Here is a 16,351-nt window from a genome sequence, read left to right on the forward strand (position 1 = left end):
ACTATGGTTTTTGCCCTTACCTATTTACTTACTTCTCGCATCTGCTAAAGACTCATTGCTCGCTTCAGCATCAGAATGCAGTTCAGCTTGGTGTATCTTATCAGGAATCAGCCCCTCCGGCCGCACGATCATCATGACAACCAGAGTTAGACCGAATAGAAATAAGCGCATTTGAATCGGGTCTAAACTGGTTGCCAGAAAGTCTCGCAACTGGGGAATTGCAATCCTGGGGAGTACAAAAGTATTCAGAAAACCCTTGAGGACTTGCGCTAATTGTGGCAGATAAAGTCGATCGGCAGACATGATAATGATAGCCCCCAAAATCACCCCGGTCATGTTGCCCAAACCGCCTAAAATCACCATACAGAGGATGATTACCGACACCGAGAAATCGAAAACGCTGGGAAAAATCGCGCTGATATAGGCGGCGTAAAACGCGCCTGCAAAGCCCGAAAACGTCGCTCCCATCGCAAAAGCCGAAAGTTTGGTTTTGACTAGGTTAATTCCCATCGCACTCGCGGCTAATTCATCTTCGCGCATGGCATTCCACGCCCTGCCCAAGCGGGAATCTCGCAGCCGCGAAATCATGAAGTAAGCAAAGACAACTAGCAGCAAAATTAGGTAGTACCAGGGAAAGTAGTTGCCGGTGCTGAAAGTGCCGATAATGGGGAGAGATGGACGCCCGATCGGGTTTATTCCCGCTTCGCCGCCGGTGAGGTTAAAAGGTCGATCGCACCCAACCAGACACAGCACCAACTCAGGTTTACCCAAAACAGCCGCAACAATCTTCGAGACTGGTTCGTCGATCCGAATCGCGGTTAAATTCCTAAAGACAACCGGGATAATTTCGCCAAAACCGAGGGTAACGATCGCCAAATAATCGCCCTTGAGTCGCAGTGTCGGAATACCGAGGATTACGCCCGCGATCGCAGCTACACCGGCGGCGATCGGCAACACCACCCAAAAGTTCCAAGCAATATTTAATTGCCCAGAAGATAGCAAAGCCGTCGTGTAAGCGCCGATCGCAAAAAACGCCGCATATCCCAAATCCAACAAACCCGCAAAACCCACAGTAATATTCAAACCCAGCGCCAACATAATAAAGATTTGAATCTGTACTACAGTAGCAATCCAGCCAGTCTGAGCCTGAATGTCGATAAACGGAAACAGAATTAGAATAAAAGCTAATGTCACCAGAGTTGCCAGCCGCTGGCGTTCTCCCTGCAAGCCCTGCAAAGCACCCATTAACGTAGCGGTCAAAATTGCGATCGTCAAACTGCAAATCCCGTACAGCAGCGTAGTCGGCAAAGCCACAGCAGATTGACCAGAAAAAGGTCTAATCAAAACCCCTTCTACCACACTCGCAATTAACAGCCAAACTCCCAACCCCATTCCCGCGAAACTGCCGATAGTCGCACCCATTTTTGGGCTGTAAATTTTCTGATTCTGACAGCTCATAAACCCTGCAGCCGTACCCATCAGCCAGCCGATCACGGTGCCGCTCCAACCGCCGAATAACAAAACCGTCAAAGAGGCGATCGCCCCTAAAATACCGCTCGATTTAATTGCTTGGATTATTTGATTTGTCATTAGTCATTAGTTATTAGTCATTAGTTATTAGTCACTGTCAACTGTCAACTCTCAACTGCTATATACTGGAACTGTTACCCCAACACACTTCAAACGGGCGATCACTATATGGTACAAGCACCTCAAAAAACTATCACCCTGGACGAGTTTTTGCAACTCCCAGAAACCAAACCCGCTAGCGAATACATCAAAGGTGCGATCGTACAAAAACCTATGCCACAAGGAAAACACAGCAAACTACAAGGCAGACTCGTAACAGTCACCAACGACATCGCAGAGAAACCGCAAATTGCCCTAGCCCTACCAGAACTTCGCTGCACCTTTGGCGGACGTTCTATTGTTCCCGATGTCGCCATTTTTGTTTGGAATCGCATTCCCCTAGACGCTGACGGCGAAATTGCCAATACATTTAATGCTTACCCAGACTGGACAATAGAAATTTTGTCCCCAGCCCAAAGCCAAACCAAAGTCACAAACAATATTTTGCACTGTTTGAATGCCGGTTGTCAGATGGGTTGGTTGCTCGATCCGGATGAAAAAAACATTTTAGCCTATCCCGCAAGGCAGCAGCCTATTTCCTTGCAAGAACCAACAGATATACTTCCGATGCCCAATTTTATGCCGGAAATGCAGTTGACTTTAGGCGAAGTTTTTGGCTGGCTCAAACCAGGGAATATTTAAAACGTAAAATAACCTAAAATGTAAAATGCGATCGCTTTTAGTTCCCCAATTTCTTAAAGAAGTCGGGGGTCTGGGTGCGATGTTTTTTTAGATATACTTAAATGTCTCTTGCCCTTATTTTAACCCTGCAACTTCAAACCTTCTCCTGAACATTCTCGCCCAACAAACCGCCCGGTCGAAAAGCCAAAATCACCACCAAAACCCCAAATACCCAAGCATTAGTCCAGCGACTCGACAAATACTGATCGCTCAAAGACGAAAGCAACCCAATCAAAACACCTCCCAACATCGCCCCGACAATATTGCCAATCCCCCCCAAAACCGCCGCCGTAAAAGCCCTCAAACCCGCCGTAAACCCCATCGTAAAAACAATAGTATTGTTGTACAAACCAACCAGAATCCCAGCCGAACCCGCCAAAGCTCCCCCAATCAAAAAAGTCAAAGCAATAATCTGATCTACATTAATCCCCATAATTTTAGCAGCATCGCGGCTTTGAGCCGTTGCCCGCATCGCCTTTCCCAGACGAGTGTACTGGACAAAAACATGAAGCAAAACCATCAATACCACAGCCACTACCAACACAATTAAATCTTTCGTAGTAAATACAATACTCGTTTGAATTCCCAAAAACTTTAGAATATCAACTCGCGGCAACAAATCGGGAAAGCTTTTCGGAGCCGCCGAATTAGAACCCATCACTGGAATAAAAGCTTTCAATCCTCCCCAAAACAGACCCATATTTTGGAAAATAAAAGAAACTCCAATTGCTGAAATTAAAGGAGCCAAACGGGGAGCATTTCGCAAAGGTCGATAAGCATACTTTTCGACAACAACATTCAGTCCAGCACAAAACACCGAACATACAATTAAAGCGACTAACATCACTGGTATAGCAATACCTAAAGGTGCGCCATCTTGAATCCCAAAAGCCCCGAATACGGTTAGGGAAGCAAAAGCACCCAACATATACAAATCGCCGTGAGCAAAATTGATTAACTCAATAATGCCATAAACCATAGTGTAACCCAAGGCAATAATTGCAATCAGCGCCCCGTTCACCAAACCCACTAACAATTGTTGAATCAAAACTTCAGGACTGCTGGCTATTTCTCCTAAAATTTTTGGCAAATCAAATCCTGCGATCGGGCCTAATAGCAAAACTATATAAACTACACCTAGATATAAGAGAATACTTTTCCAGTTCTTCATGTTTTTGAGTAATTGGGAATTGGGCATTGGGCATTAGGAACATTCACTCTACTCGTTTCTAGGCAGATATTAGAAACGCGGATTCGGAGGCTCTACCTCCAATTTTTCGGATCGGAAAGCCCAGCAGACCAAGAGTTACATTGGTTCCTAAGCAGAGCCTAGGAACCAGTTAAAATCACTACTGACAACAGTCAACTGACAACTGACAACTGACTAATTATTCCGTCTTGAGCGCATTCACGAACTCCCACTTGCCACCTTTAACAACATTTCCTGACATTGTAGTCAAGCTCGTGTCGCCGTTGGTGTCAAAACTCCAAGTGCCGAGTACCCCGTTAAAGTCTTTAGTTGCCAAGACAGCTTCGCGGATAGCAGCACGGTCATTTTTGCAAACTTTATTAATTGCGCCGATCGCAACTTTAGCAGCTTCATAGGCGTAAGCTGCATAAGCTTCCGGTTCAGCATTATATTTTGCCTTGTAACTTGTGTACCACTTCGCACCCGCACCAGTCAATTCTTGAGGAGGCAAGCCACCAAAAGTAGCGTAAACTCCTTCGGCATCTTTGCCTGCCGCGTCAATTAAAGCTTGCTCTTTAATGCCGTCGGGCCCCATGAACTTAACCGCATCAGGCGTCATTCCGACATTTCTCATGTCTTTAATTATTTGTCCCGCATTGCTTTGAGTAGTGCCTCCAAGGTAAATCATGTCGGGATTTAAAGCTTTGATTTTATTCATTAACGCCTTATAGTCGCTAGCTTTAATATCAATTCCCTCTCTTCCGAGGACTTGAATTCGCAACTTTTTAGAAGTTGCTTCAAAAACGTCAGCGATGCCTTTGCCGTAGAGTTCTTGGTCGTCTAGAATGTAGACTTTTTGCACGCCTAAAGATTTCGCCCAGTTGCCAGCTACAGCACCTTGAAGGTCGTCAGCGGGGACAACGCGGGTGAAATTACGAGTGCCAGCGGGATAATAAACGTTGGGTTCTTTGGCTTCGCCTTTTCCTGGTTTAGTCAGTCCCGGATAAGTGTTGGCCGGACTGATCATGACGATGTTAGCTTGGTTGAGCACGGGAATGGAAAGTTTGGCTGCACCGGAGTTATAGTGACCGATGACGGCAACTACCGAACCGTCAGCCACGGCTTTGTTGGAGTTGGACGTTACTTGGGCAGGGTCCCATTTGCCGGCGGCGGCGGTGGCGTCATCGTAAACTTCGTATTGGATTTGGATTTTGCCGTCGCAAGCTTTCGAGTTGGTTTCGGCGAGGGCTTGTTGGATACCGTTGACCATTGTTTGAGCTTGACCCAAGGCGCTGCCTGTCATCGGCAGCATGGAGACAATTTTGACAGTATTTGGGTCTCCGGGGTTGCTGACTGCGACGGGAGTGGCTGCGGGACTGGTTCCGGGACTGCCTCCGGGAGTTGTGGCGGTGGGTGCTTGAGGATTTTGACAGCTAGCGCACACAGAGGCTATTCCGGCGGCGAGCAGTAATTTCCGCAATCCTCCGACGCCGAGATTCTTTGTTGGGTTGGTTTTTGTGGATGTGGGACTTTTGCCCCCTGATTTTTCTGAAAAGTTCATAGGTTGGTTGGTTTGTTGCGGGCGTTTTTGCATATTTTTCACTCTAGTCAGTATGTAGTCAAGAGTTAGCACAAGTTTAAAAAATTTGTGTCAACTCTCAAAGATACACTGCTGCCGCCAGAAGGTCGGGACTTGGGCCATATGTGATATCAATGTCGGCGATATCCAAAGTTTAGACTTGAAAAAAGTCTTATTAGCCTGGTTCTGCGTGGTATTGTGCGATCGCAGTTTGGATTTCCTCGGCCGAGACGTTTGCTTGTTCTGATTTCGAGTAAATCAGGTGTAAAACAACCTGGTCGGTGATTCAACTTGATAAATCAAACGATAGCCACCGCTCTTACCAACTTGGGCATCACTGTTTTTAGCCCGGACTTTGTAAACGGTGTATGGGATGCCTGTAATCTGGTCTCCGATGAAGTTTCCTTGGATAATCTGATCGAGGACGGGCTTAACATCGGTTTGAATTTGGCGCTACTTTTTAGCGAGTCCTTTGAGGCGACGTTTGAAGAGTGCCGTGAATTTGAGTTGGACTGGCATATCAGACATTGATGCCGTCCCAGAGCTCATCGATGGGGAAGGTTTGTCCCGCTTTGGCTTGGTGGAGGGAGGCTTTCAGGTCAGCGAGGATTGTGTCGTTGGAGTCGGTGTCTGAGTCAAAATCCCAGTCGAAGTCTGGGGCGAGTGCGGTCTGTGTCCGACTGGTCAAAAATTCCAGGAATGTCAGGGTTTGCTCTAAAAGCGATTCAGGAGTCCGTTCGATCGCTTCTAGAAGGCGTTGTTTTATCGGCGACATAAGATGACCTCTCAATCTAGCTCCTCTCATCTTATCAGTAAGTCTAGTAAATTTTGTTTGCATCGAAAACTTAAATGTGTCTGGGATGCTCAAGTGTGGTAAATTAGCGCCTGCTATAGCAATGCTTGGATTCTCTGAATTTTGTAGTCTGAGGTTGACTCGCCCATGATTGAGTTGCAATCGGATTTAGAATATGTAGTGAGCGATCGCCTAAAAGTTTCTTTAGATGCGATCGCGCAATTTTGCCAGCGCTGGAACATTGTCGAGTTTGCCCTGTTCGGCTCGGTGCTGCGGGATGATTTTCGCCCTGATAGCGATGTGGATGTATTAGTTACTTACGAGCGCTCGCACCACCTCACGCTGTCTCATTTATTGAGTATGCAGGAAGAGATAGAGGATTTATTTCACAGTTCTGTAGATTTGGTGGAAAAAAAACAGTTAAAAAATCCCTATCGGCGATCGAACATTTTGAAAACGCATCGAGTGATTTATGCCAGCGAACGATCGGGATAGTGCTTCACTTTGGGGCATGGAGCAAGCAATCCGTCGGATTCAACAGTTTACTACTGATGCTTCTTACGACACTTACCTGGAAAGTGTTTTTATGCAAAGTGCCGTAGAGCGGCAGTTGGGGATTTTGGGCGAAGCAGCTCGCAGAGTTTTGATCGAGTTTCAGCAGTTTCATCCCGAAATTGATTGGCGAAATGCGATTAACTTACGCAATATTTTAGTTCACCGTTATGACCAAGCGAGACCAGAAGTTATTTGGAATCTTGTTACAAGTGTTTTGCCTGGTTTACTGGTGCAATTAGAGGCATTACTGCCACCGTTACCTGATGATACTTGATATCATGCCCGGTCAAATTCCTCCGCTTAGCGCTTGAGGACGATCGATCCGGTTCGTAGTGAGGACTTTAGCCCAATGGCACTGAAAAAGTGAACCCCAAAAAATCTGTAAGGCAATATCTACATAATTGCCCGACCAACCAAAATATCTCTCTCCATTATGCCAAATCGTGCGTGCATTCTTAAACAACAATTTTTGCCGAGCGTTGCCTCACCTTGGGAGAAGCTGCTGCCAGATTCGTTAGTCCAAGAGCTTCTAGCGAATGAGAAAATCACCTACGACCAAAGCATCTACACACCGATAGTCACATTGTGGGCGATGATATCCCAGGTACTCGCTCCCGACAAAAGTTTGAGTGGGGCCGTGAAGCGGATGAGTACGTGGCTCAGTGCCGCCGGAGTCCAGCCTCCTTCTTCTGATACCGGGGCATACAGTAAAGCTCGTCAGCGACTACCAGATCAACTCGTTCAACAGTTAGTACCCATAGTCGCAGAGGAAGAGAGAAAAGCAAGTTCCCATAGAACAACAATGGTGTGGACGACGGGTGCGGGTACTAGATGGGACAACAGTGTTGATGAATCATACTGCTGCTAATCAAGCCGAGTATCCGCAACACAGCAATCAAAAAGCTGGGTGTGGATGAACCATCGCTAAAATAGTGGTACTCTTTTGATTGCTCACGCTTGGCTGTGGTATCCGCTGGCATAGCTAACGCAGGCGAGCAGTGAGATTGTGCTCAGCCTTTTAATTTATGCAAATTTAGTCCCCGACGATGTGATATTGCCATAGCAAGCTTATGATAATTATGTCGATTTATTTGTGGTGAAACAGCCAGGAGCAGATGCTGTTTTCCGTAAAAATCATTTCCGTAAAACTGACTTAAGGGCGGGGAAAAAAGTTGGGAATTGGCGCTCAAAAAGTCGTCGGGAATCAGCCCCAACATTGTCCCAACCCACATGACTTTGGAGGAACTCGAGGCATGGCCGTCTAGTTTCATCGTCCGGAAAGTATGGCGAATTAAGCGCCGTGGCTTTAGAGCTGAGCGTATCATTGTAGTGACAATATTGGTGGATACAAAACGGTACACTGTTAAAAAGTTGACTTGTTTATATGGGTTTCGTTGGTCGGCAGCAGTTAATTGACGCTATCTCAAAACCACGTTAAAAATGGAGATATTAACAGCTAAAACTCCGGTGATGGTGAGAAAAGAAATCTGGACATACTGATTAGCTTACACTTGATTACGTACCATTATGTGGCAGGCTGTATCTTTGTCAGAAAATACAGTTTTTCAACTCTCATTCCAATCAACCAGGCAGCAGTTGAATCTGTTATTGATGCTGTTGGCAACTACAGGAAAATGCCAACAGCGACAATGGCGTCAATTACTTTTGGAACAGGTGGCAACTAATTTACTTACGATTCGACCTGAGCGTTCTGAATCTAGTGTTTGGAAACCCAGGCAGAAACCGTATGCTCGAATGCAGGAACCTCGCTCTGTCTTGAAAGCTAAACGGAGGGAGTGATTAAGCCTTTTTCTGTGCCATTGGACTTTAGTCATGATAAAAATCTGAAGACCAAAGTCCTCACTACAAACCCCTTGATTAGAGGTAATTGACCTGAAAGGATATTATCTGTCTTTAGATAGATGTCAAAGAGTATAAAAATGTGAAAATTTTAATAAAAATAAAAATTTATCAGTCTTGAGGAAGACTCACTAAATGTATGGGAGATTGCAGCAATTTCTCGCAAACTATAACCAAAGATAGTTTGTTAATGAGTTAGCTTACACTTATTATTTAAACATAAGCCAAAGACCTTTTTGAAAAGATAACTCAGGAATAAATCATGACTAATCGCCAACCAATACCCCCCAAAAAAGAAGTTAGCAAATCAACACCGGCCGACGAACAAATCGAAGCCAATATGGAAGCCCCCCACTATGACAGGGGCATTACTCCTGCTGAGACAGCAGCGCGGCAAGAACGGGAAGGGGCTAACTTCATGCACACAACCACCGAAGGCAAGCAGAAAAGTGCAAAAACCGATGACCAAACCGATGACGAAAGCATTCACACTACAGATGGTTATACAGTAGACAAAGAAGGTCTGGTTAACAATTACGCGGTCGAACCGGAAATGTACATCAACGAACCGGGCGATTTGAGAGCAAAAGAAGAAGCCGAAGCTGCAGAACGCGCTCGAATTCTCGCAGAAATCAAAGATAAAAAAGGCGAAGAAGGAAAACTGACAATGGATGCAGACACCCGCGGCAAAGGGCCGGGCATTATCTAGATTGTCTAGTTGGTAGTTGCATTTGGGCGCGCGAGGTTGCAACGGCAAAGCACAGGGGCGGGTTTTTATAGTTTCGGCAATTATAGATGATCGATATTTCCGGTACGACCCGCCCCTATTTCGTTCTGCACATCTGTTTTTTGAGTTGAGAAGTTACATCGTACATCTCTCAATGACCGTATCAATCGGCAAGTTTTCAGACCCAGCTTAAAAACGCCTTAAAATTCCTTAAGGTTTAAGATTTTCCCTCAGCCAATTAAACTTAGCCTCAGCTAGCGCCAAATTTTCCAGGACGTTAGGATTGATATCCTCTCGTTCAAATTCTGGTTGATCTAATTCAATATTGCGACCGTATTCTATATGTCGGATCGTACCGCGCATTCTGTCTGCCAGACACAGTGAAATTCCATAATAAAACCGGGATGCAAAGCCCATATCGTTTTGAAGTTTGATGACTAACTGCCGCCTAGGAATTGCTAGCAAGTGAGTTTCTTCGATCGCCTTTACCGTTGCCAAAGGAGGGCGAGCATCAATGAAAGATACTTCTCCCACCAGTTCTCCGCTGGCTATTTTAGCGAGTTCTCTAGTCCGCTCAGCCTCGATTAAAACGCTCAAACTCCCATTCAAAACAATGTAGAGCGCATCTATCTGTCTCCCTTCATAGATCAAAATCCCGCCCGGATCTAGAACTTCCTTTTTACCTTTTTGGACGATCCAGTTGATATCGTCATTATTTAACTGGCTCAAAATAAAAAGTGCTTTTTTTCTGCTGCTGTCGGCCATAAGTTTTAGCTCTCGATCGCTGCTTGCTTATTTATATAAAATTTAGATGACGCGCGATCGCAACTTCTTCCGAAGCAGCCCTCGCTTAATACATTTTTTTTTATCCTGCCTAACTTCTTCGCAAAACCCATATCGGGCAGGCTTAGCCCATAGCAGATGAATCACGCTGAAACATAATCTCTCAATACTAGCATTTGTTAAACAATCTTTTTTAACTCGATCGACCTCCCCAACCTCCCGCGAAATTCCTGTCTCAAAAGCAATGGGGCTCACCCGCCCAGCTTGGCTGCAGGATGGGGCGCGGCAGATAATGCTCCGCGCCCAGTCTTGCTCACTAAATCGAGCGCAAATCAGGATAGCCCGCCAACATATCGTCAGCAGTCAGAGTGTCCCCGTTCGCTTGAGGAGTCCACAGCACCTCAACCGCCAGCAACTGCTCGCTCGATACTCCCCCAATCTGACGCAAAGCTTGGCGCAAATCTTCAGAGTTTTTCACTGCTGGCAATTGCAATTTGCCTTGAGTACCGACAATCACCGTCACCACAATAAATTCCCCAGGATCTGAATTCAAATCAGAAGCAACCAGCGCCCCATTTTCCTGCAAACCTGGCAGGATATTGCTGCTCCCTGCTTGCCGGAGCTGATTGTTATAATTGGAAAGCGTTTCTTCAGTAAATTTGCTGCGTTCTGCCAAAGAAAGTTGATTAAACTTAGCTTCGGCTGCCTCCAAGCGAGTTTGCACAGATTCAGCGCCCGCGTAAACCCAGTATTCAGGATGTCGCAGCAGCGCCAGAGTAGATTCTTGCAGCACTTGAGCACGACCTGCCGCTGTATCGGTATCCGCTTTTTGCGCTAAGGAGTCGAGTTCGGCTTGCAAACCGCGGGCCTCTGCTAGCAAACCAACTTGTAAGCGGGCGACAGATACGGTGGTAGTGGCGGCGCTGTTGCCGAGTTCGTCAGTTCCGCCCCCGGCGCGGCGGAAGCTTTGGACGAGGAAATTAGCGATCGAAATAAAAATCAAAATCGAGAACAGGCCACCAAACCCGCCCCCAAAGCCAAAAAACGGCAGCAAGAACGGGAAACCAAAGCCACCTCCGAAGCCGCCGCCCGGATAGTAGCCTCCTCCCGACGGTGCGTAAGTGCGACTAGGAGACGAGTAACTGCGCGCCGGAGCTCTAAAAGATCCGCCCCCGATGCGTCCTCCGCTGCGGGCAGCCAGAGCTCCATCAGCGTTACCGAGGGCTAGCGTCAGTACCAGACCGATCGCAAATAGTGATTTCAAAAGCGGTTTGATCTTTGAAATTAGTTGCTTGTACATAAGACCGTTACTATTCGATACATTTATAATTTACAGTCTATCCTCGCTTCTGGGCAGCCTGGTTATAGGTATGAAGCCAGCGAGATATCCGTACCAACCGATCCAACCACAGTTAGGCCTGAGTCTGCAAACGAGAAAAGCTAGAAAGGACTTGCATTCCTGACTACGAACAATGGACACCGCGGGTTTTACAGAAGTTTACTTATCTAAAGGGCGATCGGCCAACAATAAGCTCTAGACTTTTAAAGAAACGCCGCGAGTCCTCAAAAACAGGGCTTTATCTACCGTAAAAAAAACATTATGTTTCCAACTCACCGCCCCCGCCGCCTCCGCAACCATCCCCAACTCCGCCGGATGGTACGCGAAAATATCTTGACAACCAGCGATTTAATTTACCCCCTATTTGCTGTACCGGGGGAAGCTTTTGCTAAAGAAGTCACATCGATGCCGGGAGTTTACCAGCTATCGATAGACAAAATAGTAGAAGAAGCAAAAGAAGTCTACGACCTCGGCATTCCCGCGATTATTTTATTCGGCATTCCCGCAGATAAAGATACAGACGCAACAGGTGCTTGGCACGATTGTGGCATCGTCCAAAAAGCGACGGAAGCAGTTAAAAAAGCCGTACCAGATTTAATCGTCATGGTCGATACTTGTCTGTGCGAATATACCAGTCACGGTCACTGCGGCTATTTGGAAGTCGGAGATTTAAGCGGCCGCGTCTTGAACGATCCCACACTAGAATTGCTGAAGAAAACCGCCGTTGCTCAAGCTAAAGCCGGTGCAGATATTATCGCCCCTTCGGGAATGATGGACGGTTTTGTCGGAGCAATTCGCGAAGGATTGGACTCTGCTGGATTTGAAGATATTCCCATCATGTCTTACGCGGCCAAATACGCCTCAGCTTATTATGGCCCATTCCGGGATGCTGCCGATTCTGCTCCGCAATTTGGCGATCGGCGCACCTATCAAATGGACCCCGGAAACGGCCGCGAAGCTCTGAAAGAAATTGCTCTCGACATTGCCGAAGGCGCAGATATGCTCATGGTTAAACCCGCTTTAGCTTACATGGACATCATCTGGCGCGTGAAGGAAGCAACTAACCTGCCAGTTGCTGCTTACAACGTTTCTGGGGAATATGCGATGGTGAAAGCCGCCGCCCTTAACGGTTGGATAGATGAAGAAAGAGTAGTGATGGAAACTTTGACAGGATTCAAGCGTGCTGGTTGTGATTTGATTTTGACTTATCACGCCAAAGACGCCGCCCGCTGGCTGCAAAACTGATTCACTCGATTTTAGATTAGAGATTTGACTCCACAGCACCATCTTCGGGTGTTCTTGTGGAGTCAACACCTCTCTCGATAGATGATTTTTGAACAATTAGGCAAGACACTAGCTATAGCTTACGCTTACCGATAAACGACGCCTCGAAACCAGGTTTTTACAGTTTCGGTGGGCTGTAACTGATATATTGCACCATTCTCAAGAACAGGTTTTTCGGCCTGTTCCACAAAGAGTGAATTTTCTTGTGGAACAGGCCGAAAAGCCTGTTCACAAAAAGCTTATTGAGAATGGTGCAACATTTCCGTTGTAACGAAGTATTGCTATAAAAAAACCAGGTTTCTCTGTAGACAAACTCCAAACCCTAAAAAATTAGTCATTCCCCATCTAAAATCTGAAATCTAAAATCTCAAATGGTATGAGTTATAAGTTGGGAATTTTGACTCAAAGACTTTTTTACAAAATTTACCCCAAAAAGTATTAATAATCACCGAAATTAGTTAAAAAATATGTATGAATAAAAATAGTTGTGTAAATGGGAATTCAACCATTGATCGTTCCCAAGCAAAATCAACTTTCACTCCTGTAAAACAGTAAAAGTAACACAGTTTAGATACAACTTGAAGGCAGATTGAGCATGACATCAACGACTAGGGATTCCAGTCACATTCAATTTTGTATAGGTCGCGATCGCGCAGACATCGTACAGATCCAAGAACTATTTAAAGCCGCCGCCTTTTGGGCGAGGGAACGCAAGATAGAAGATTGGGAAATTGCTATTGCCAACAGCGAACCAGTTGTTACAGTTTGGGACGGCTCACGGGCGATCGGCTTTGCCAGAGCCACCTCAGATGGCATCTATCGAGCCACCATCTGGGATGTCGCCATTCACCCGGATTACCAAGGTGCAGGACTCGGCCGTAAATTAGTGCAAACCGTCTTGAGTCACCCTCGGATGTGCCGAGTAGAGCGAGTTTACCTGATGACAACTTACAAACAAAGCTTCTACGAGCGCATCGGTTTTCAGCAAAACGCTAGCACCACCATGGTACTTGAAAATCAGCTTCTAGAAGAGAATCTCGAATTAGAAATTAGCAACGGCGAATTGCTAACTGCTAATTGTTAAATAATCACAAGATTGGCACCAAAATCTATAATTATGTAGGGTGCGTCAGGGCGCACCTTACTCCCTATAAATAATTTCCTTGTTTCATCTTCCCTTTTCCATCTTCCCGCCCTCCCTTAAATCTGTTAATTTTTTTGCCATCTTCCCCACCTCCGTTAGATCCCGTACATTGCGCGTGACCGAACTTCCTTCATCACAAAGTTGCCAAAGGAATAGAACACTGAGTCCGGTTAAAATTGCACTCTTCGGACTCAGAAGGCACAGCCAGAACCTCCAACTTTCCGCTCATCAAACTTAAAAGAGTCTGATTCATCAATAACCTCATTCCAGAAGACACCTGAGAATTATCGCTGCTCTTAGTAACATCACACTCCAAATCGTGCTTCAGCAAGTCCCAAGACTCGCTCCAAGCACTCACGGAACGCTGATCATCCACCCAAATGTGAACGTATCCAGATTCCGGCGAAGCATGGGCAGACACAGAAATACTCCCCTCCTCCATCTGAGCCACAGCAGTATCTACCAAATGGACTAAAACTTGCCTAAACCTCGGCAAATCTGCCAAGACATAAATCTCCGGATCAGGCGGCAATATCTCCAAACGAATGCCGCGATTAGCAGCTTGCAAGTAAGTTAAATCATCAACCTCGTCAAAAACCTTAGCTAACTGAATCGGCTCAATATCCATCCTGTCAGTGCCGTGTTCAGTTTTAGCAACAGAGATAATTTCATCTATCAATTTTACCAGCTTGAGTGCCGCGACGTGAGCTTGCTCGACAAACTCTCGTTCCTCAGCAGGATCGTCGCACAAATCCGAGAGAATTAATTGCAGCGTACCAATCATAGTGCTCAGGGGCGATCGCAACTCGTGAGAAGTCCGAGCCAAAAAACCCGCCTTAAATTGGCTCATCTCCGATGCCATTTGATAAGCCAATTGAGTTTGCTTAAGTTGGTCGGAAAGAGCATCAAACTTCTCTAACTGAATTTCTTGAGGAGGTGGCGGCACTTTGGGTGCAGGTTCGGGCTGTTGCGAGCTTTTTTGCCGCCGGCGCCAAATCAAACTGCTTCCCAAACCCAGCCCCAGTCCCATACCTAAATATATAAAGTTGCTCCAGCCGATCGGCGCCATATTGCTTTGCCTTGGAGTTTAGCTTTTAGCATTCTAACTCGATCGCGCCTTGTCGCAATATTTCCCACTCACTGCCCGTCCATTTAGCCACAGTCGAAGGCAAACTCGAAGCTGTTGTCGCTGTTGCTAATTCCGAAGGAACTAATGTCAAGACTTCAGGAAACTGAGCCTCAATTTCTGCCACCGATTCCAAAGGTGGCTGGCCGGATAAATTAGCGCTGGTAGTAGCCAAAGGGCCTGTCTGCTCTAGAATCTTGAGGGCAAGGGGAAAGTCAGGCACTCGTACTCCGATTGTAGTTCGATCAATGGGATTGAGAGCCGCCGGGACTTTGGCTGAAGCCGGCAGCACCAAAGTTAACGCCCCCGGCCAATAGGATTCGGCTACTTGCTGCCACAAGTTTAACTCTGCTGGACTTCCCTGCACGTAAGGCCACAAAGCCCTCGCCGATGCTGCCATCAAAATCAGCGGTTTGTCTTGACTGCGACGTTTAGCTGCAAAAATCAACTCCGAGCGATCGGGACGCGCAGCCAAAGCGGGTACAGTATCTGTAGGAAAACTGACGATATGATTGCCAGAAATTGCCCCCTGAACTAGGGCATCGATCGAAACTTGTGTCATGCCATTTTAGATTTTAGATTTTAGATTTTTGAAGTACGACATATTCTTGAAACCTAACGTCGATACGCTAAGGCAAACCGATCGATTCCTGCTAAATCCGAAAATATCTGAACTTCACCGTAACTCCCGTGACTTTGCAGCATATCAGCTACCGCCTCAGCCTGTCCCGACATCATCTCCACCAACCAAACTCCCCCGGATTCTAAATAATCGGGAGCCGTTTCTACCAAATGCCGGATGCAATCTAACCCGTCCAAACCGCCGTCTAAGGCCAGATGAGGTTCGTGCCTCAAAACTTCCGGTTGTAGAGTCAGAACCGTGCTGCTGGGGATGTAAGGCGGGTTAGAAACCATGCCGCTAACGCGACCTTTGAGAAATTCTAGCGGTTCCCACCACGAACCTTGATAAAAATTAACTCGCGATTCAAAGCCCAAATTCTCAGCATTCAGTCGAGCAACTGCCAAAGCTTCCGAACTGCAATCTACCGCATAAACCCTAGCATTTGTCAACGCAGAAGCCAAGCCGATCGCGATCGCCCCGCTGCCCGTCCCCAAATCCACCCAATGCGATTTGGCAAATTCTCCCCCCCGAAGCTGGGAGAAGTTTAAATCTTCTCCCCCCCTTACTAAGGGGGGGTTGGGGGGGGTAGATTTTTGATTGATATTTTCTGCTTCTAAACGGCTTTTCACAGCTTCCACAGCCAAATCGATCAGCAATTCCGTTTCAGGACGCGGAATTAGCACCGCCGGCGTTACTTTGAGCGAAAAATGTCGCCAATGTGCAACTCCCGTTAAATACTGCACCGGCACCCGTTCCTGTAAGCGCCGCTGCCACAATTGAGCAAGTTCAGATAAAGACAACTTTAATTCAATTTTTGGCAAATCTTTAAACGACTCCAAACGCAGAGCCAACCTATCCAAACCAGCCAGCTCTTGCAGCAGCCAGTCGATTTCTGCTAGGGGAATGTCATGGGCGATCGCCTCTGTTTTAGCTTGATTCACCCACTGCCAAAGCTCTAAACCAGAAACAAACATAATACTTTTTTGGAAGGGGTAATTGTTAATTGCTAACTGGTAATTAGTAATTAGTAAATAGTAGGT

General features: G+C 46.4%; 15 protein-coding genes and 1 pseudogene. 7 read left to right on the forward strand and 9 right to left on the reverse strand.

The features are described from left to right. Positions 1–24: 24 nt before the first annotated feature. The gene (locus tag QT979_RS08185) at positions 25–1,590 is read right to left on the reverse strand and encodes an ABC transporter permease subunit (RefSeq protein WP_333309148.1); all 1,566 of its coding nucleotides are present in this window, start codon (positions 1,588–1,590) and stop codon (positions 25–27) included. A 108-nt stretch (positions 1,591–1,698) separates the two neighbouring features. On the opposite strand from QT979_RS08185, the gene QT979_RS08190 reads away from it, so the two are divergent. Next, positions 1,699–2,271 (forward strand): Uma2 family endonuclease, encoded by a 573-nt coding sequence (locus QT979_RS08190; RefSeq protein ID WP_333210680.1) that lies wholly within the window; start codon positions 1,699–1,701, stop codon positions 2,269–2,271. Positions 2,272–2,404: 133 nt separating this feature from the next. Here the strand turns inward: QT979_RS08190 and QT979_RS08195 are convergent, their stop codons facing one another. The 3 genes from QT979_RS08195 to QT979_RS08205 all read right to left on the reverse strand — a co-directional run bounded on the left by QT979_RS08195 (position 2,405) and on the right by QT979_RS08205 (position 5,853). Further along, positions 2,405–3,481, reverse strand: coding sequence for a branched-chain amino acid ABC transporter permease (locus QT979_RS08195; protein WP_333309150.1), 1,077 nt, complete (start codon positions 3,479–3,481; stop codon positions 2,405–2,407). A gap of 217 nt (positions 3,482–3,698) precedes the next feature. Beyond that, positions 3,699–5,093 (reverse strand): branched-chain amino acid ABC transporter substrate-binding protein, encoded by a 1,395-nt coding sequence (locus QT979_RS08200; protein ID WP_333309152.1) that lies wholly within the window; start codon positions 5,091–5,093, stop codon positions 3,699–3,701. Between the two features lie 505 nt (positions 5,094–5,598). Continuing rightward, the gene (locus QT979_RS08205) at positions 5,599–5,853 is read right to left on the reverse strand and encodes a hypothetical protein (protein WP_333309154.1); all 255 of its coding nucleotides are present in this window, start codon (positions 5,851–5,853) and stop codon (positions 5,599–5,601) included. 165 nt (positions 5,854–6,018) lie between these two features. Here QT979_RS08205 and QT979_RS08210 point away from each other — a divergent pair, with 165 nt between their 5' ends. The 4 genes and pseudogenes from QT979_RS08210 to QT979_RS08225 all read left to right on the forward strand — a co-directional run bounded on the left by QT979_RS08210 (position 6,019) and on the right by QT979_RS08225 (position 8,995). After that, positions 6,019–6,366, forward strand: a complete 348-nt coding sequence (locus tag QT979_RS08210) for a nucleotidyltransferase domain-containing protein (RefSeq protein WP_333309155.1) — start codon at positions 6,019–6,021, stop codon at positions 6,364–6,366. Next, positions 6,344–6,700, forward strand: a complete 357-nt coding sequence (locus tag QT979_RS08215) for a HepT-like ribonuclease domain-containing protein (RefSeq protein ID WP_333210672.1) — start codon at positions 6,344–6,346, stop codon at positions 6,698–6,700. Before QT979_RS08210 ends, QT979_RS08215 begins: the two co-directional genes overlap by 23 nt. Before the next feature lie 159 nt (positions 6,701–6,859). After that, positions 6,860–8,226, forward strand: a pseudogene (locus QT979_RS28995) (IS4 family transposase). A gap of 322 nt (positions 8,227–8,548) precedes the next feature. Next, positions 8,549–8,995, forward strand: coding sequence for a hypothetical protein (locus QT979_RS08225; protein ID WP_333080986.1), 447 nt, complete (start codon positions 8,549–8,551; stop codon positions 8,993–8,995). 228 nt (positions 8,996–9,223) lie between these two features. Here QT979_RS08225 and QT979_RS08230 read toward each other — a convergent pair whose 3' ends face one another. Then, complete coding sequence (locus tag QT979_RS08230) at positions 9,224–9,778, reverse strand: cyclic nucleotide-binding domain-containing protein (RefSeq protein WP_333210668.1); 555 nt, start codon at positions 9,776–9,778, stop codon at positions 9,224–9,226. Between the two features lie 334 nt (positions 9,779–10,112). After that, positions 10,113–11,096, reverse strand: coding sequence for a DUF1517 domain-containing protein (locus QT979_RS08235; protein ID WP_333229451.1), 984 nt, complete (start codon positions 11,094–11,096; stop codon positions 10,113–10,115). Between the two features lie 300 nt (positions 11,097–11,396). Between QT979_RS08235 and hemB the strand changes: the two genes are divergently transcribed. Further along, positions 11,397–12,380 (forward strand): porphobilinogen synthase, encoded by a 984-nt coding sequence (gene hemB, locus QT979_RS08240; RefSeq protein WP_333309158.1) that lies wholly within the window; start codon positions 11,397–11,399, stop codon positions 12,378–12,380. Positions 12,381–13,014: 634 nt separating this feature from the next. Continuing rightward, positions 13,015–13,503 (forward strand): GNAT family N-acetyltransferase, encoded by a 489-nt coding sequence (locus QT979_RS08245; RefSeq protein ID WP_333053288.1) that lies wholly within the window; start codon positions 13,015–13,017, stop codon positions 13,501–13,503. 193 nt (positions 13,504–13,696) lie between these two features. Here the strand turns inward: QT979_RS08245 and QT979_RS08250 are convergent, their stop codons facing one another. The 3 genes from QT979_RS08250 to QT979_RS08260 are packed head-to-tail and all read right to left on the reverse strand — an operon-like array spanning position 13,697 to position 16,285. Next, positions 13,697–14,632: a HAMP domain-containing sensor histidine kinase gene (locus tag QT979_RS08250; RefSeq protein ID WP_333309159.1), complete on the reverse strand. Its 936-nt coding sequence runs from the start codon at positions 14,630–14,632 to the stop codon at positions 13,697–13,699. 25 nt (positions 14,633–14,657) lie between these two features. Then, positions 14,658–15,251, reverse strand: a complete 594-nt coding sequence (locus QT979_RS08255) for an L-threonylcarbamoyladenylate synthase (RefSeq protein ID WP_333210661.1) — start codon at positions 15,249–15,251, stop codon at positions 14,658–14,660. 53 nt (positions 15,252–15,304) lie between these two features. Then, on the reverse strand, positions 15,305–16,285 hold the full coding sequence (locus tag QT979_RS08260; protein WP_333210659.1) for a HemK/PrmC family methyltransferase: 981 nt from the start codon (positions 16,283–16,285) through the stop codon (positions 15,305–15,307). Between the last annotated feature and the right edge of the window lie 66 nt (positions 16,286–16,351).

Source organism: Microcoleus sp. w2-18bC1 (genome assembly GCF_036700365.1).
Taxonomy (GTDB): Bacteria; Cyanobacteriota; Cyanobacteriia; order Cyanobacteriales; family Microcoleaceae; genus Microcoleus.

What these genes read in the sequence shown, in the direction of transcription:
- QT979_RS08255 (WP_333210661.1), bottom strand. Translation starts at nt 15,251, where the DNA reads ATGACACAAGTTTCGATCGATGCCCTAGTTCAGGGGGCAATTTCTGGC.
- QT979_RS08230 (WP_333210668.1), bottom strand. Translation starts at nt 9,778, where the DNA reads ATGGCCGACAGCAGCAGAAAAAAAGCACTTTTTATTTTGAGCCAGTTA.
- hemB (WP_333309158.1), top strand. Translation starts at nt 11,397, where the DNA reads ATGTTTCCAACTCACCGCCCCCGCCGCCTCCGCAACCATCCCCAACTC.
- QT979_RS08210 (WP_333309155.1), top strand. Translation starts at nt 6,019, where the DNA reads ATGATTGAGTTGCAATCGGATTTAGAATATGTAGTGAGCGATCGCCTA.
- QT979_RS08235 (WP_333229451.1), bottom strand. Translation starts at nt 11,096, where the DNA reads ATGTACAAGCAACTAATTTCAAAGATCAAACCGCTTTTGAAATCACTA.
- QT979_RS08260 (WP_333210659.1), bottom strand. Translation starts at nt 16,285, where the DNA reads ATGTTTGTTTCTGGTTTAGAGCTTTGGCAGTGGGTGAATCAAGCTAAA.
- QT979_RS08200 (WP_333309152.1), bottom strand. Translation starts at nt 5,093, where the DNA reads ATGCAAAAACGCCCGCAACAAACCAACCAACCTATGAACTTTTCAGAA.
- QT979_RS08215 (WP_333210672.1), top strand. Translation starts at nt 6,344, where the DNA reads ATGCCAGCGAACGATCGGGATAGTGCTTCACTTTGGGGCATGGAGCAA.
- QT979_RS08245 (WP_333053288.1), top strand. Translation starts at nt 13,015, where the DNA reads ATGACATCAACGACTAGGGATTCCAGTCACATTCAATTTTGTATAGGT.
- QT979_RS08195 (WP_333309150.1), bottom strand. Translation starts at nt 3,481, where the DNA reads ATGAAGAACTGGAAAAGTATTCTCTTATATCTAGGTGTAGTTTATATA.
- QT979_RS08250 (WP_333309159.1), bottom strand. Translation starts at nt 14,632, where the DNA reads ATGGCGCCGATCGGCTGGAGCAACTTTATATATTTAGGTATGGGACTG.
- QT979_RS08205 (WP_333309154.1), bottom strand. Translation starts at nt 5,853, where the DNA reads ATGTCGCCGATAAAACAACGCCTTCTAGAAGCGATCGAACGGACTCCT.
- QT979_RS08185 (WP_333309148.1), bottom strand. Translation starts at nt 1,590, where the DNA reads ATGACAAATCAAATAATCCAAGCAATTAAATCGAGCGGTATTTTAGGG.
- QT979_RS08190 (WP_333210680.1), top strand. Translation starts at nt 1,699, where the DNA reads ATGGTACAAGCACCTCAAAAAACTATCACCCTGGACGAGTTTTTGCAA.
- QT979_RS08225 (WP_333080986.1), top strand. Translation starts at nt 8,549, where the DNA reads ATGACTAATCGCCAACCAATACCCCCCAAAAAAGAAGTTAGCAAATCA.